This is a genomic window from Altererythrobacter sp. (assembly GCF_050299635.1).
Lineage (GTDB): Bacteria > Pseudomonadota > Alphaproteobacteria > Sphingomonadales > Sphingomonadaceae > Erythrobacter.
Map to the genome: position 1 here is coordinate 14912 of NZ_JBNKWF010000007.1, position 16158 is coordinate 31069.

Below are 16158 nucleotides of genomic sequence, written 5' to 3' on the forward strand. Positions count from 1 at the left end.
TCACGCTACGCATGGCGGCAGGGGGAGGGGTTACATGATCCGCTGGCTGACCAGTCTGTTTGCACTATGGACCGTGCTGGGCACAGCGATCGCCTGGTTCTTCCCCTGGAGCTTCCTGTGGGTGGTCGACGACACATTCCGCCCGCTTGACCAGTCGCTCGTCAGCGTGCTGCTGGGCGTTATCATGCTGGGCATGGGGCTGACACTTGCGCCGGAAGATTTCCGTCGCGTGCTGACCATGCCGCGTGCGGTCGCGGCGGGCGTGGCGCTGCAGTTCACGGTCATGCCGCTGGCAGGAATCGCGATCGCAACCCTGTTCGGTCTGGAGACGGGCCTTGCCGTGGGGTTGATTCTGGTGGCGTGTTGCCCTGGCGGGACCGCCTCCAACGTCGTGACCTATCTGGCGCGCGCCAATCTCGCGCTTTCCGTCACCATGACGCTATGTTCCACGCTGATCGCGGTCGTCGCCACTCCGCTGCTGACCGGTTGGCTCGCGGGCGTCTTCATTGAAATCGACCGCTGGGCGCTGTTTCGCGGGATGATAACCGTGGTCCTGCTGCCGGTGATCGCGGGTGTCGTCCTCAACCGGCTGTTCCCAGCGGCAACCTCGCGGATCGCGACCATATCGCCGCTCGCATCGGTCATAGGTGTAGTGCTGATCGTGGGCGGGATCATCGCGCGATCAAAGCCGCTGATCATCGAACACGCGGGATTGCTGCTGGTGGCGTTGTTCCTGCTCCACGCGGCAGGCTTTGCGCTGGGCTATCTCGTCACGCGCTGGCTCGGCTTCGAGCAGGGCGTAGCGCGGACCTGTTCGATCGAGGTGGGTATGCAGAACAGCGGGCTTGGCTCCACGCTCGCTTCGGGGCCCAGTTTCGCCGCGCAGTTCGCGTCACCCATGCAGGCGGCGCTGGCGCCGGTACCGAGTGCCGTTTCGGCGCTGTATCACGTCGTTATGGGCAGCTTGCTGGCAACCGTGTGGCGGCGTAGCCAAGAACGTACCGAGGAGCACGCCGCAGAGCATGGTGAAGTGGGCGGGGCGATTGAGGAGAGGCCATGAGCGACCAGCATAACTACCTCACCTATGACGAGATATTGCGCCATTGGGCTGAGCATCGGCCACGGAGCATTGCGACAGAGCAGGACGGGCGCTGCATTGATTTTGGCGCATTGGAGGAATTGACGCGCCGCACCATCGGCCTGTTTCAGGACCACGGGCTGGTGAAGGGTGACCGGATCGCTTGGCTTGGAAAGAATTCCGATCTTTACGCAGTGTTGTTTGCCGCTGCCGGACGAATGGGTGTGGTGATCGCGCCGGTGGGATGGCGCCTGGCGCCGCCCGAAGTCGCTTATATTGTCAAGGATACGCAGGCCAGGCTGGTGTTTGCCGGGGAGGGATTTCTCGACACGGCGCAAGCGGTCGCGGCGCCTCTTTCGCCTGCACCGGAAGTAATTGGCGAACAGCGGGCATGGGAAATGATCCTCGCGCGCGAACCGGCCGAGTACGATCCGGCCGGTCCCGATGACGGCGTGCTGCAGCTTTACACCTCTGGAACCACCGGCAATCCCAAGGGCGTGGTGCTTTCCAACGCCAATCTGCTCAGCCTGCGTAGAGACGCAGTTGCGGCTGAATTGCCCTGGTCTATGCACCAGACGGACGATTGCATCCTGGTTGCAATGCCGGTCGCGCATATTGGCGGAACGGGACTCATCAACATTGCGATTGCCAGCGGGGTACGTGCACTGATCCAGGCCGAGTTCAGCCCCGAGGGCGTGCTGGACGGCATGGATCAGGGCGTGACGCAAATGTTCATTGTGCCAGCGGCGCTGCAGATGGTGATCCAGCATCCGCGCGCCGCGAAGACCGATTTTTCCGGCTTTCGATATCTGATGTATGGCGCTGCGCCGATACCGCTCGACCTGTTGCGGGAAGCGGTACAGACCATGCCCGCCACAGGCTTCTTGCAAGCTTATGGGATGACAGAGACGACCGGCACGATCGCCCTGCTACCGCCCGAGGATCACACGCTGGAAGGGAACCAGCGGATGCGGTCTGCGGGAAAGGCCGTGCCGGGTGCGGAGATCGCCATTCTGGGTCCTGACGGGAAGGAACTGCCGCGCGGAGAGATTGGCGAAGTCGCGGTCCGCTCTCCCTCCAACACGGCTGGCTACTGGCACTTGCCCGAAGCGACTGAAGAGACCATCGATGCCGATGGCTGGCTCCACACGGGAGACGCGGCCTTCATGGATGATGATGGCTACGTCTATATCCAGGACCGCATCAAGGACATGATCATCTCGGGCGGCGAGAATGTCTATCCGGCCGAGGTCGAAAGCGCGATCTATGGCCATCCGGCGGTAGCGGAAGTGGCGGTGATCGGCGTGCCGAGCGAGAAATGGGGCGAAGAGGTCAAGGCCTGCATCGTCGCCAAGCCCGGTATGGAGGTCGACCAGGCCGACGTGCTGGCCTGGACGCGCGAACGGATCGCTCCTTACAAGGTACCCAAGAGCGTAGATGTCATCCCTGCGCTGCCGCGTAATCCCACCGGCAAGATCCTGCGCCGCGAATTGCGAAAACCCTATTGGGAAGGGCAGGAACGGCAAGTAAGCTGACTTCGTGAGCAACATCAATGCGAAGAGACAGGCGCCCGCCGCCGCACGCAATCGCGCACCGATTGGCGATGTGCTCGAGCGGGAACTGCCGGACGGCGGGTTGGTGCTGGAAATCGCAAGCGGGACCGGCGAACATGCGCTCTATTTCGCGCAGCGTTTTCCCGGCCTGACCTGGCAGCCGAGCGATCCCGATCCGGGTGCGCTGGCATCGATTGCCGCCTGGCGTAGCGACCATCCTGCCGCCAATTTGCTGGAGCCGGTCGAACTCGATGCCAGCTGTGAAGAATGGCCGACTTCGCGTGCCGATGCGATGGTTTGCATCAACATGGTGCACATCAGCCCGTGGGAAGCGAGCGAGGGACTGTTTGCTGGTGCGGCGCGCGTGCTGGGACGCGGCGATCCGCTGGTACTCTATGGCCCCTATCTTGAAGCGGATGTAGAGACCGTTCCGTCAAATCTTGCCTTCGATGAGAACCTGAAAGCACGCGATCCGCGCTGGGGCTTGCGCCAACTTGCGGATGTCGACCGGCTGGCGGATGCGAATGGCTTCGACCGCACTGCGCGCTACGCCATGCCGGCGAACAATCTCACATTGGTCTATCGCAAGCGCTGATGCGCGTATTCCGGGCATGAAAAAACCCGCCGAGCCGCTGGCTGGCGGGTTCGTTCAACGGATTTGAGCCCAGTTCCGGCGCTGGCCGGATAGGGACGTTACCTCAGGTCTCGTCGTCGACCGCATTGGCGGCTGACTGCAGATCGTCGCCTACGCCGCGCACCGTGTTGCAGGCGGTTGCGGTGAGCGTCATCGCTGCGAGAGCTACGGCAATCAAGGTCTTGCGTACCATCATCATATCCTTCTCAAACAGGCTTATAGCGCCGGTTTCGCCACTATATCGCGCAATCCGGCAAGTTGCTAGCCGATCGGAGCTGAACCGCGGCTGGCTATTGCAAGCCGGTGTTCGCGCCATGCGATGACCAGACCGGCGAGCACCACGAGTGGAGCACCCAGCCACGTAGTGGCCGGAGGCAGGTGATCGAACAGGCTCCAGCCGAGCAGGGTCGCCCACAGCAGCGAGGTATAGTCCATCACCATCACGCTGGCGACGACGCCGAAACGCAGGCTGGCCGTCAGCAGGAGCTGCACCAACAGGCCAAGCAGCGAGATCGCGCCCAGCAACATCCATTGGTAGGCGCTGTGCGTTTGGTAGACGAAGGGCAGGATGGCACCCAGGATTGGCAGGCTGAACAGCGAGAAATAGAAAACCACCGTTATCGGCTCTTCGGTTCGTCCAAGATCCCGAATCTGAATCGAGATCAAGGCGATCATGAAGGCGGCGGACAGCGCAATCGCCGCCCCCAGCAGCGGGATTTCGCCGGAGCCAGGGCGGGCGATCACGACCACGCCCAAAAAGCCCAGCGTCACTGCCGTCCAACGATAGATGCCGACATCTTCCTTCAGCAAAACGGCAGATAGGATCACGGCAAAGATCGAAGACGTGAAGACCAGCGTAGTCGCCTCTGCCAGCGGGAGCAGGATCACCGCGCCAAAATTGCAGGACATGCTGGCGAGGCCAAGTATGGCCCGTTTTGCGTGGGCTCCGATCCGGTGCGTCAGCAGGCGGCTGAGCCCACCGCTTGCGGCGAGCCAGAGCAGAAGGATCGGCACAGTCGGCGCCTGGCGCCAGAACAGGATTTCGGGCAGCGACACACCGCTCTGCTCGGCAAGCTTAACCGTCGCCGTTAGCATGGCGATGACTGCGGCGGCGCCAAGCCGAAGAAGCAGGGCCATGATCGGCCGATCTTGAGGGGCGCTGGTCACGCCTCGCGCATAGTGGCCACGGCGACTTGCACAAGGGGTTTCACTATTGTCGGGCAGCGGCGCTGTTCCCATATGCGCGCTGCGATGAAGCAAATGCACGATTTCCTGACCTTCGCCAGCGAAGGCACGCTGGTTGCGCTGTGGGGCGCGGGCTTCCTGCTGCTTGCCCTCATTGCCATGATCGGCGACCGGCGCCGCGCCCGGCGCGAACGCGTCGGGAAGCTGGACAAGGTTGGCTGGGTCCCCTGGACCGGCCTGTTCATGGCCAGCGCGATCATCGGCGGCGGGCTATTGGCCTTCGCATTGCCCAAGGTACTTGGAGGTTAGGGTAGCGGAACCTGTCTGTCGCTTACAGACACGCCTCCAGATAGGCCTGGTCAAACCCGAACTGGCGTGCCTTTTCCAGCGTGTAGGGGCGCAGGCCCTGGCTACGGAATTCGCCCAGGATCTTGCCGTCATCGCTTTCGTCGAGATACTCGAACTTGAACAGTTCCTGTGTCACGATCACGTCGCCTTCCATCCCGATCACCTCGGTGATGTTGGTGGTGCGGCGCGAACCGTCGCGAAGGCGCTTCACCTGCACGATCAGGTCGACCGACTCCGCGATCTGGCGCGAAATGGCTTCCTTCGGGATCTTGATGTCGCCCATCAGGATCATGTTTTCCATACGGCCCAGGCACTCGCGCGGGCTGTTGGCGTGAAGCGTACACATGGAGCCATCGTGGCCCGTGTTCATGGCGGCGAGAAGATCGAAACATTCCGCGCCACGAATTTCGCCCAGGATGATGCGGTCAGGGCGCATACGCAGGGCGTTCTTCACAAGGTCGCCGATGGTGATGGCTCCCTGGCCTTCAAGGTTCGGCGGGCGGGTTTCGAGCGGCAGCCAGTGCGGCTGCTGCAAACGAAGTTCGGCCGCGTCCTCGATGGTCAGCACACGCTCGCCCGGATCGATCATCTTCGACAGGGCGTTGAGCATGGTCGTCTTACCGGAGCCAGTACCGCCCGAGATGACGATGTTCATGCGACATGCGCCCGCGATCTTCAGCGCGGTGCACATCTTCTCGCTCATCGAGCCGAATTCCTTGAGCATATCCAGGGTGATCGGCTTTTCGGAGAACTTACGAATCGAGATCGCGGTGCCCTTGAGCGACAGGGGTGGCACGATCACGTTGACACGCGAACCGTCCTTGAGGCGGGCGTCGGCCAGCGGTGTGGTCTGGTCGACGCGGCGGCCGACCTGGTTCACGATGCGCTGCGCGATCTGGAACAGATGCTGTTCGTCGCGGAAGCGGATCGGCGCGATGACCAGCTTGCCCTTCTTTTCGATGTAGGTCTGTTCAGGGCCGTTGACCATGATGTCGGACACGTCGGGGTCGTTCAGCAGTTCCTCGAGCGGACCGAAACCGAGCAACTCGTCGATCAGGACCTTTTCGAGTGCGAATTGTTCGCGGCGGTTGAGCGTGACCTTGAGCTCGGCCAGCACTTCCATGATGATGGGACGGAACTCCTCAGAGAGTTCGTCCTTGGTCAGAGAAGCGGCTGCTTCGGGATCGACGCGCTCGAGCAGGCGCGGCAGCACCTGTTCCTTGATCTTGTGTACGCTGGCTTCGAAACCGCCGACTTCCGCGTGGCCCGAATGCTCGGTGTTCATGCGATCGTCGAGACGCGCCATCGCGTCGCCAGCCGATCCTCCCTTAGAGGACGGTGCAGCCGACGGAGCCGGTTCGGGAATCGGCGCTCCGCCGCCTTCATTCGGCAGCGGCGGGAACTGGTCGCCGCCTCTCGGCTGGCTGCCAGCAGCAGGCGCTTTGTCGCCACCCGACATGGGTCGCGCTACGCCAAAGGACGGACGGCCTCCGGGCTTCATCCCGCTAGGTCCATTCTTCCTTCCGAATGCGCTCATTCTGGGCCCCCAGGCTTAAATATTCATCTGCGGCATCGCCGCCCTATGGCGAAGAGTGCCTAACCGAGGATGGTGAATAATTCGGAAAGCTTATTTTTTTCCTAAGGATCGCGTCAAATTGAGGACCGGGCTCTGCCCGCCCACTGGCCCTGCCACGCGGACTGACAATGCCCCCTTTCCAAGTTTGCGCCTATCGCCTAGCGCCGGAGCCATTGGCTTCAGGGGATTTGCTTTCCATGCATCAGGGTGAACGAGCTGGACTGCTATTCACCTTGGCAGGTTTTGTTCTGTTGAGCTGCGGCGATGCCGTGGTCAAGAGCATGGCCGGGCAATGGGCACCAACCGCAATTGCCACGCTGCGCTACATTTTGGGAGCGGCAGGCTTGTCCGCGATTCTGCTTGCGAGCCAGGGACCGGCGGGCTTTCTCATGCCGCGGCCGGGCCTGCAGTTGTTGCGTGGAGCTGCCGTGGCAATTGCAACGATCTGCTTCTTTTCCGCCTTGTTTCTGATGCCGCTGGCGGAGACGACCACAATCACCTTTGTCAGCCCGGCGATTACGGGTTTGCTGGCGCCGATCTTTCTGAAGGAGCGGGCGAGAGCCGCAACTTTCGTTGCATCGGGCGCAGCTTTCCTCGGCGTTGTTTTGGTGTTGCGCCCGAATGTCGCCGAGATCGGCTGGGCGGCGATGCTACCACTGCTCTGCGCGTTTTCATTGAGTACACTGTTCCTCGCCAACCGGGCAGCGGCGGGTTTGGCCAGCCCGCTTGCGATGCAGGCCTTTATTGCGCTGGCCGCGACACCATTCCTGGTTGCGGCGACCCTTGCGGGGCACTTCTCCGGCTTGCCTGCGCTTCAGCTGTCGGTACCCGATTGGACCGTTGTCGCACGTTGTGTAGTAGTTGCGGTGACCGCGAGCTCCGCACATTGGCTGATCTACCTTGGTACGACCCGCGCGGGAGCGGCGACGGTCGCACCCATGACCTATGTCCAGCTCCTGGTGGCTATTACACTGGGCTGGCTGATATTTGACGACAGGCCCGATCTCCTGACTCTGGCTGGCGGTGCGATCATCATCGGTGCAGGACTGTACCTTTGGCGAGCGGGTATGAGCCGCCGGGTCATGACGGAGAGAGATTGATCCGGCTGAAATTGTAAGTAGAGCCAAGCAACTGTTCATACATTGGCGTCTAAGCGCGCGCGAAATAACCTAATCGAAGAGTGAGAATATGTGCGGAATCATCGGCATAGTCGGCAATGACCCCGTCGCGGACCGTCTGGTCGACGGCCTCAGGCGGATGGAGTACCGCGGCTACGACAGCGCTGGTCTCTGCGTCGTCGACGATGGCGCATTGGTGCGCCGGCGAGCGGAAGGCAAGCTCGCCAACCTGGTGGCTGCGTTGTCGCAAGATCCTGCCGATGGATTGATCGGTATCGCCCATACCCGCTGGGCGACTCATGGTGCACCAACCGCCGGCAACGCCCATCCACATGCGACTCAAGATGTCGCTCTGGTGCATAACGGAATTATCGAAAACTTCCGTTCGCTGCGCGACGAGCTCAGCGGCAATGGCCGCAAATTTGAAAGCGAAACCGATAGCGAAGTGGTCGCGCATCTGGTTTCCAGCCTGATCGAAAATGGAGCCAGTCCGGAAGAGGCTGTGCGCGATGTGTTACCGCGTCTGCGTGGGGCCTTCGCGCTTGCGATCGCATTCCGGCAGCATCCCGATCTGCTGATCGGTGCGAGGCTCGGTTCGCCACTGGTGGTGGGCTATGGCGATGGAGAGACTTATCTCGGCTCGGATGCGCTGGCGCTCGCACCGCTGACGCAGAAAATCGCCTATCTCGAAGAAGGCGACTGGGTCGTGATAACGCGCGAGGGCGCACAAATATACGATCTCGAAAACAATCCGGTCGAGCGCGAAGTGACGACCTCGGGGGCTTCGGCTGCCGCCGTGGAGAAGGGCAATTACCGCCACTTCATGCAAAAGGAGATCTTCGAGCAGCCTACAGTGGTGGCTCAGACGCTCGGTTCCTATCTGCGCCAGGCGGATAATTCGGTGGCCCTGCCGCAGCTCGATTTCGATATCTCACAGATCCGTCGGCTTACCATCGTCGCCTGCGGGACATCCTATTATGCCGGAATGGTGGCGAAGTACTGGTTTGAGCATTTCGCGCGCGTGCCGGTCGATATCGATGTGGCAAGCGAGTTCCGCTATCGCGATCCGGTGCTGGAGGACGGTGGGCTCGCACTGTTCATTTCGCAGAGCGGTGAAACCGCCGATACTCTCGCCGCGCTGCGCCATTGCAAGGCGGCGGGGCAGGTCATCGGCGTGGTCGTCAATGTGCCGACCAGCACCATGGCGCGCGAGGCGGACCTGTTGCTGCCTACCCATGCGGGGCCGGAGATCGGCGTGGCGTCGACCAAGGCATTCACTTGCCAGCTTGCCGTGCTCGCCGCGCTCGCCGCGCATATGGCGGTAAAGAAAGGGCTGATGAACCGCGACGAGGAAGCCGAAGTCGTCAGGCACCTGCTTGAAGCGCCCGCCGCGCTCAATGCTGCGCTCGATCATGATGACGACATCGCGAGCATGGCCCACCTGGTCGCTCCGGCGCGTGATGTGCTCTACCTGGGCCGGGGTCAGGACTATCCCTTGGCGTTGGAAGGAGCGCTGAAGCTGAAGGAAATCAGCTATATACATGCGGAAGGTTACGCTTCGGGCGAGATGAAGCACGGCCCGATCGCACTGATCGACGATCAAGTGCCGGTGGTCGTGATCGCTCCGTCCGGGCCGCTGTTTGAAAAGACCGTCTCCAACATGGAAGAGGTGCGTGCACGCGGCGGAAAGATCGTGCTGATTTCCGATGCAGAGGGGCTGGCCGAGGCGAGCGAAGGCTGCATTGCAACGATCGAAATGCCGCGCGTTCATCCGCTGATCGCGCCACTGGTCTATGCGGTGCCCGTGCAGTTGCTGGCCTATCACACGGCCTGCGTGAAGGGAACGGATGTCGATCAGCCGCGCAATCTGGCAAAATCCGTCACCGTCGAATGATATTGGGCGGCGGCTGCCACTGCGGTGCGGTCAGGTTCCGGGCGGAAATCGATCCGGATCGTGAAGTGCTCGACTGCAATTGTTCGATCTGTTCGCAGACGGGCTATCTCCATGTCTTTATTCCTCACCGCGCCCTCACGCTCGAGGAAGGGCATGATGCGCTCACCAGCTACCGTTTTGGGAGCGGGCAAGCTGAGCATCTGTTCTGCTCCAAATGCGGAGTTAAGAGCTTCTATCAGCCGCGCTCACACCCCGATTGCTGGAGTGTAAACTTTCACTGCCTGGACGATGGGCACGGCTGGATTCCCGACATTGTCGCATTCGATGGGCGAAACTGGGAGAAGTCTGCCAGTTGTTTGAAATAGTGGCGTTTACGGGAACTAAAGCCGTTACTATCGAGTAAGCGATTGCTTTACCGGCCCATAACCTTTTCTGGTTAATCGCGGCCGGGTGAAACAGTCGAAATCGCCACTGCCGAATCAATCGGATAATCTTCCGATCGTTTCCGTCCTGGGTCTTACCCGTTGGAGCGGCGGCGAGTGGAGCCGTTTGCGTTCGATCCAGTTTGCCGCGCTGGCAAAGCATGCACGCGTGCTGATGGCGGGCCAACTTGGTTTTGCTGCCATTGTTGTTGCCTTGCTGATGCCCACGACCTCGCCGATCTGGCTGGGGCTCTGGTTTCTCGCTGCCGCGGGGATTGGCATTCACAGAGCCAATACCGAACTTGCTTTCGCCAGATCGAATGGCGTGAAGGTAACGCCAGGAGACTTCGCCAATCACCTTGCCCTTACGGCCGTTGGCGGTTTCGTGTGGAGCATGCCCGCTCTGGTTCTCGCCGGAAGTGCATCGTTCCTCGTCCAGGTTGCAATATGGACGACTCTGTCCGCACTGATTCTCGGCGCGATCATGTTCCGGACCTCGTCCCCCCTTGCGGTGCTGATCTTCACCGTGATGGTTGGCGGAGCGGCCTCCGTCGGCTTCGTACACCGGGAACAGGTCGGGCTCGCTGCGATTGTTGCGATCTTTTGCGCGATCGCCTGTGTCGGCACGCTGGATGTTGCAAAGACCTGGCTCAAGGCGCGCATCGCCCAAAGCGGCGTCGCCGAAAAGGACGCAGTCGTCTCGTTGCTTCTGCGCGAATTCGAGGAAGGCGATGCCGATTGGTTGTGGCAGATCGATACGAGCCGCCGCGTCCGCTCTATTTCACCCCGTTTCGCCTACGCTCTCGGCCTCCAGCAGTCGGAAGCGGAAGGTAGGTCCTTGCTTGAACTGATTGCGGGGCCGAATTGGGAATCGGGATGCCTTCCTGGCAGTCTCCATGACCTGGCCGACCGGCTGACGAATCGTGAAAGCTTTTCAAACCTGATTGTCGAAGTGACAATCAACGGCAAGTCCCGCTGGTGGGAGCTTTCGGGCACACCAATGCGCGACGGGCATGGCAATTTCGCGGGTTTCCGCGGCGTTGGTTCCGACGTTACCTCGCAGCGCGAATCGTCGGAGAAGATCGCCTATCTAGCTCGATTCGATACGCTTACGTCGCTCCCCAATCGCATGCAGTTGACCGAAGCGCTGGGCGAAGCGCTGCGACAGGTCGAGCAATGGCGGTCTCGTTGCGCCTTCCTGATGATCGACCTCGATCGCTTCAAGGCGGTGAATGATTCGCTCGGACACCAGGTGGGTGACAAGCTGCTCGCTCAAGTGGCGGCGCGGCTCAAGGCCTTGATGGACGAGAACCAGCTATGCGGTCGCCTGGGCGGCGACGAGTTTGCAGTGGTTATCCGCGACGCTTCGGATTCCCAATGCGTGTCGCGAGTGTCCAAACAGATCATCGAGAGTCTTTCCGAGCCCTATCAGGTGGACAATCACACGCTCTATGTGGGCGCCAGCGTGGGCTCCGCCATTGGCCCGCGTGACGGCAAGACTGTCGAGGAACTGGTGCGCAATGCCGATCTGGCGCTCTATCGAGCCAAGGATGAAGGCGGCGGCGAACACTGTGTCTTCGAACCTACACTGCACGCACTGGCCGAAGAACGCAGGCAGCTCGAAGCGGCGCTGCGCAATGCGTTGAAAAACGACGAGTTCGTCCTGCATTATCAGCCGGTCGTCGATGCGCACCAGCACCAGATCGTGAGCTTTGAAGCCCTCGTTCGCTGGCAGAGCAAGGACCATGGACTGATCAGTCCGGCCAAGTTTGTCCCGCTGGCGGAAGACACGCGGCTGATCGTGCCGATTGGCAAATGGGTGCTGCGCCAGGCCTGCATGGAAGCACGCAAGTGGCCCGAGCACATAAAGGTCAATGTCAATGTGTCGCCCGAGCAGCTTCTGGAGCCGGGCTTCACCAAGGAAGTCGTCGAGGCGCTGGCAGCCAGCGGGCTGCGCCCCGAGCGGCTGGAAATCGAAGTGACCGAGAGCATCTTCCTGCGCGATGCCAATATTGCCCGCAGCGCGCTGGAACAGGTCATGGCACTGGGCTGCGGCGTGGCGCTTGACGATTTCGGAACGGGCTATTCTTCGCTAGGCTACCTACGCAAACTGCGGTTCTCGACCATCAAGATCGACCGTACCTTCGTCCAGGGCGCAGCCGTCAACAATGCTGAAAGCCTGGCGATTATCCGTGCGGTCGTGGCCATGGCGCAAAGTCTGGAGATGACGACCACTGCGGAAGGCGTCGAGACGGAAGAGGAAGCGGTCCTGATCCAGCAACTCGGCTGCGACAAGATCCAGGGATACTATTTCGGTCGCCCGATGGATGGGGACAACGCGCTCAAGCTGTTTGTCCAGTCTCTGCGCCGCACAGCCTGAGGCAATTCTACCTGCGGCGGACGCAGCGCTGCGACGTCAGGCGTCAACCAGAGCTGAAATCGCGCTTTCGAACAATTTGCGACCATCGCTTGAGCCATGTTCGGCTTCGACCGCCCGTTCGGGGTGCGGCATCATGCCGAGCACATTTCCTGAAGCATTGAGGATTCCGGCGATATCGCGGCGCGATCCATTGCACGGTTCGGCGTAGCGGAAGGCCACGCGGCCATCACCTTCGATCCGGTCGAGCGTTTCTTCGTCGGCGAAGAAATTGCCATCGTGATGCGCCACGGGGATGCGGATAATCTCGCCTGCGTCATAGGCGCTGGTGAACAGCGACTGGTTGTTCTCGACCTTCAGCGGCACGGTGCGGCAAATGAAGTTCTGGCTCGCATTGCGCATCAGCGCACCGGGGAGCAACCCGCTCTCTGTCAAAACCTGGAAGCCGTTGCAGATGCCCAGCACGGGCACGCCCGCTTCGGCGGCCTTGATGACTGCGCGCATGATCGGGCTGCGCGCGGCCATCGCGCCCGAACGCAGGTAGTCGCCGTAGGAAAAGCCGCCGGGCAGGGCGATGAAGTCGAGCCGTTCGGGCAGGTCGGCGTCGCCGTGCCAAACCCTCAGCGGAGCAGTGCCGGAAACCAGTTCCAGTGCCACCGCCATGTCGCGGTCGCAGTTTGAACCGGGAAAGGTGATGACGGCTGCGCGGAAGCCCATCACACAGGCTCCGCCTGATTGAGCCTCTCGATCACATAATCTTCGATCACCATATTGGCGAGCAACTGCCGGCACATGGTGTCGAGCGCGTCGTCGCTCGTATCGTCGGCCACCTCCATCTCGATCATGCGGCCGATCCGCACGTCTTCAACCCCGTCGAAGCCGAGATGTTCAAGCGAGTGATGCACCGCGCGTCCCTGCGGATCGAGCACGCCGGGCTTGAGGCGGACCAGGATGCGGACTTTCATGCGGATCTCCAACGATGGCGCTGTCTGGTGGAATGCGCCGAGCCTATAGCGTTTCCCGCCGCAATCGCAATCACCGCGCGTCGCTTTGCCACGCTTTCCGCGATCAGCGTGTCTGGCCTTCCGGCAGGACCAGGATCTCCACCGCCTTGCCGGGGCCCAGATAGCGCTGCGCGGTAGCGCGAATATCCTCTGCAGAGATACTCTCGATGATCTCCGGCGCGTCGATAAACCGCTGCAGCCGGTCGGCCTCGCTCTGCGCCAGGTCCGCGAGCGACATCCAACCGCCGAGCGATTTGAGCATATTGTCATAACTCTCGAGCAGTGGTTGCCGCGCCCTTGCCAGCGTATCTTCGTTGACCGGCCGGGCTAAAAGGTCTGCCAGCATTGCGCGGATCGCTGCGCGGGTCGCTTCGACTTCATTCACATCGACCGAAGCGGTCAGGCTGAAGGTGCCGTAGCCGTGATAGGTTTTGGAAGGTGAGCTCGAGCTGCTCGGCGAATAGGTCTTGCCCAGTTCCTCGCGCAATTGTTCCTGCAACTCTATGTCCACAACCCGGTTGAGCAGGTTCAGGCGAAGGGCCTCGGCAAGATCGCGATCATCCGTTGTCAGCCAGGTCATCCGCACCATCGCCTGGTCTGGCTCGCCACTATGGGTCACGGTCCGTGTGCTGTGATCCTGTGTGAACTGGCGGGTGCGGGCGGCTTCGCGGAGTTGGAAATCGGCTTCGCGAGCTGGGAGCGCGCCCAATGTTGCGGCGACCGCGTCAATTGCGGCCTGCGGTTCGAAATCTCCCACCAGTGCAAGCTCGATCGCACCGTGCTTCAGGCGATCGCCAATATCTGCCGCAAGTTGCGAGAAAGTCAGGTCTTGATAGGCTTCCTCCGGCTGGAGCGAGAAGCGCGGATCGCCATCCGAAAGGATCTCGCCAAGCTTGTTGCCGAGCGCCTGCGCAGGCGTTGCGTCGAGGCTCGCGAAGAAGGTCTTCACATTACGGCGAAAGCGTTCTTCTCCCTCTTGCCGGTATCCCGGATCGGTGAGCGCGGCGGCAAGCAACTGCATCTGAAGTTGCAGATCATCGGGCGTCGTGCTGCCGCCCATCTGAAAGCCCTCCGCCTGAGAGGACACGGAGAGGCGCACCCGACGCCCAGCCAGAACGCTTTCCAGTTCATCCTGTGAATGTGCACCGAGCCCGCCTGATGGAATTGACGAAACAAGCGCGGTCTTGAGTGGATCCTCCCGCGTTTCCATCAATTGTCCGCCATCGAGAGTGAGACGGAAGCTGATCTTGTCCTTGCGGATATCGGTCTGCTTAAGGGTGAGCCGGACGCCATTCGAAAAGCGGACCAGGTGGAAGCCGAAGCGATCGTCTGTCGTGTAGGATGCGACTACGCCGGGTGGTCCGAAGTCGGTGTAGGCGAAGGCTTTCGTCTCCGCTTTCTCAGGTGCAGCGATCGCAATCTGCATTGCGCTTTCCCAGGCCGCCCGCAGTGCTGGAGCTCCGCCGTCGGGTTCGCTGCGCCCTTCAAACCGGATCAAGGGTTCCGCCAGCTTTGCCGCGTCATCGCGTAGTGCGGCCAGCGTGGCTTCGGGCGTAATCGAGTTTGCAAAGGCCTCAAAGCGTTCGAGCGAGGATTCGGGAGTCGATGGAACGCGCTGCTCATCCAGCAGTCCTAGCGCCGCATTCATCAGCGCCCCGTTGGTTCGCGTACTGCTGCCCCGCACGCTCGCTTCGAGCGCGCTGCGAATCTTCGCAACCTGTTCATCCACTTCGCTCTGGCTGAAGCCATATTGCAATGCGCGGCGGAGTTCGACTGTCGCAGCATCGAGGCCCCTGGCCCAGCCGTCGTCCTCGGTATCGATCACAAGGCTGGTCATGCGCGCATCTTCGAATACGTCGCCAGTGCCGAAACCGGCCCCGCGAAAAGGCGCATCCTCGCCGCGCGCCAGCGCCTGGAAGCGCCGGTTGACGATCGCATAGCCAACTTGCCGCAGGATATTCTGTTGGCGCATCACCACGGTGTCCGGTCGATCGTCCCACGGCCTGAAGCGCATGATTCGCAGGCGCTCGGGAAGTGCGGGATCGACATAGATGTCGGTGTCGCTGCTGCGCGCGATATCGATAGGCCCGGCTTCTGGTTTGGCCGGGTCGGGTGCGGCCTCCCAGTCGCCAAACCAGCGCCGCACCATCGCCTCCATTTCCGTTAAGGGATAATCGCCGACGATCACCACCACGGCATTCGCCGGGACATAGGTGCGCCGGTAGAAGGCGCGAATATCGTCAGCATTGGCATGTTCGAGCACTTCGATCACGCCGATGGGCAGTCTGTCTGCATAGCGTGCCCCGGGAACCGTGAAGGCCAGGCGGTCCTCGATTTCCTTGTAGGCGAAATTGCGCCGGTCGCGCCGCTCGGACAGGATCACGCCGCGCTCACGATCGACCGCTTCCTGCGAAATCGACAGTTCGCTTGCGGTTTCGCGCATCAGCATCAGTGCTGTATCGAGCAGCTCCTCGTTATTGCGCGGAAGGTTGAGCTTGTAGACGGTTTGCTCAAAACTGGTCGATGCATTGGTGTCGGCGCCGAAGGCCAGTCCTTCGCGCTCCAGCAGCTTGACCATCTCGCCCTCGGGTATCCGCCTTGAACCATTGAAGGCCATATGTTCGAGGAAGTGAGCGAGGCCGCGCTCCTTGTCCGTCTCGTCAAGCGAACCGGAACCAATGTGCAGCCGAACCAGCGCGGTACCCTCAGGCGTGGCGTTTTCGCGCAGGATATAGCGCATGCCATTGTCGAGCACGCCGAACCGGAAGGCCGGATCGACCGGGATGTCGCTATCTTCGAAAGCCCATAGCGGTTTCTCCGCCGGTCTCTCGGCTACCGCATCCTGCGCCAAGACAGAGGCCGTTGGAAGGGCGAGCGTGGCGGCGAATGCGGCGAGGAAAGCAGTGGCGAAACGCATCATCGCTTGGTGCCCTAGCCGCGAGATGGTGACAAGCGGATGAATGGCGATT

14 protein-coding genes are annotated in these 16158 nt (G+C 61.4%); 8 read left to right on the forward strand and 6 right to left on the reverse strand.

Translation table 11 applies throughout. The features are described from left to right. Positions 1-34 precede the first annotated feature (34 nt). Genes ACQY6C_RS04945 through ACQY6C_RS04955 form a run of 3 tightly spaced genes read left to right on the forward strand, consistent with a single transcriptional unit; the run spans position 35 to position 3226 of the window. Positions 35-1060 carry a bile acid:sodium symporter family protein gene (locus tag ACQY6C_RS04945; protein ID WP_427965579.1) on the forward strand — a complete coding sequence of 342 codons (1026 nt, stop codon included), beginning with the start codon at positions 35-37 and terminating at the stop codon, positions 1058-1060. Continuing rightward, the gene (locus ACQY6C_RS04950; RefSeq protein ID WP_427965582.1) at positions 1057-2613 is read left to right on the forward strand and encodes a long-chain-fatty-acid--CoA ligase; all 1557 of its coding nucleotides are present in this window, start codon (positions 1057-1059) and stop codon (positions 2611-2613) included. The genes ACQY6C_RS04945 and ACQY6C_RS04950 overlap by 4 nt, the downstream gene beginning before the upstream one ends. A 4-nt stretch (positions 2614-2617) precedes the next feature. After that, positions 2618-3226, forward strand: a complete 609-nt coding sequence (locus ACQY6C_RS04955; RefSeq protein WP_427965585.1) for a DUF938 domain-containing protein — start codon at positions 2618-2620, stop codon at positions 3224-3226. Positions 3227-3329: 103 nt separating this feature from the next. Here the strand turns inward: ACQY6C_RS04955 and ACQY6C_RS04960 are convergent, their stop codons facing one another. Both ACQY6C_RS04960 and ACQY6C_RS04965 read right to left on the reverse strand, forming a co-directional pair. Then, the gene (locus ACQY6C_RS04960) at positions 3330-3464 is read right to left on the reverse strand and encodes a hypothetical protein (protein ID WP_427965588.1); all 135 of its coding nucleotides are present in this window, start codon (positions 3462-3464) and stop codon (positions 3330-3332) included. A gap of 62 nt (positions 3465-3526) precedes the next feature. Continuing rightward, a complete protein-coding gene (locus tag ACQY6C_RS04965; RefSeq protein WP_427965590.1) occupies positions 3527-4402 on the reverse strand; it encodes a DMT family transporter in 876 nt (291 codons plus the stop codon). Between the two features lie 114 nt (positions 4403-4516). On the opposite strand from ACQY6C_RS04965, the gene ACQY6C_RS04970 reads away from it, so the two are divergent. Beyond that, on the forward strand, positions 4517-4759 hold the full coding sequence (locus tag ACQY6C_RS04970; RefSeq protein ID WP_427965593.1) for a hypothetical protein: 243 nt from the start codon (positions 4517-4519) through the stop codon (positions 4757-4759). Positions 4760-4781: 22 nt separating this feature from the next. Here the strand turns inward: ACQY6C_RS04970 and ACQY6C_RS04975 are convergent, their stop codons facing one another. Then, positions 4782-6335, reverse strand: coding sequence for an ATPase, T2SS/T4P/T4SS family (locus tag ACQY6C_RS04975; protein ID WP_427965596.1), 1554 nt, complete (start codon positions 6333-6335; stop codon positions 4782-4784). A gap of 236 nt (positions 6336-6571) precedes the next feature. On the opposite strand from ACQY6C_RS04975, the gene ACQY6C_RS04980 reads away from it, so the two are divergent. The 4 genes from ACQY6C_RS04980 (at position 6572) to ACQY6C_RS04995 (ending at position 12188) form a co-directional block, all read left to right on the forward strand. Continuing rightward, on the forward strand, positions 6572-7474 hold the full coding sequence (locus ACQY6C_RS04980; RefSeq protein WP_427965599.1) for a DMT family transporter: 903 nt from the start codon (positions 6572-6574) through the stop codon (positions 7472-7474). 88 nt (positions 7475-7562) lie between these two features. Next, on the forward strand, positions 7563-9386 hold the full coding sequence (glmS, locus tag ACQY6C_RS04985; protein ID WP_427965602.1) for a glutamine--fructose-6-phosphate transaminase (isomerizing): 1824 nt from the start codon (positions 7563-7565) through the stop codon (positions 9384-9386). Beyond that, entirely contained in the window at positions 9383-9751 is a 369-nt protein-coding gene (locus ACQY6C_RS04990; protein WP_427965605.1) for a GFA family protein, read from the forward strand. Before glmS ends, ACQY6C_RS04990 begins: the two co-directional genes overlap by 4 nt. Positions 9752-9836: 85 nt before the next feature. Beyond that, complete coding sequence (locus ACQY6C_RS04995; protein WP_427965608.1) at positions 9837-12188, forward strand: putative bifunctional diguanylate cyclase/phosphodiesterase; 2352 nt, start codon at positions 9837-9839, stop codon at positions 12186-12188. A 36-nt stretch (positions 12189-12224) separates the two neighbouring features. Here the strand turns inward: ACQY6C_RS04995 and purQ are convergent, their stop codons facing one another. From purQ to ACQY6C_RS05010, 3 genes are all read right to left on the reverse strand, one after another. After that, positions 12225-12902, reverse strand: coding sequence for a phosphoribosylformylglycinamidine synthase subunit PurQ (gene purQ / locus ACQY6C_RS05000; RefSeq protein WP_427965610.1), 678 nt, complete (start codon positions 12900-12902; stop codon positions 12225-12227). After that, entirely contained in the window at positions 12902-13150 is a 249-nt protein-coding gene (purS, locus tag ACQY6C_RS05005; protein ID WP_427965613.1) for a phosphoribosylformylglycinamidine synthase subunit PurS, read from the reverse strand. The genes purQ and purS overlap by 1 nt, the downstream gene beginning before the upstream one ends. 103 nt (positions 13151-13253) lie before the next feature. Continuing rightward, positions 13254-16109 (reverse strand): M16 family metallopeptidase, encoded by a 2856-nt coding sequence (locus ACQY6C_RS05010; RefSeq protein WP_427965616.1) that lies wholly within the window; start codon positions 16107-16109, stop codon positions 13254-13256. Positions 16110-16158: the final 49 nt, after the last annotated feature.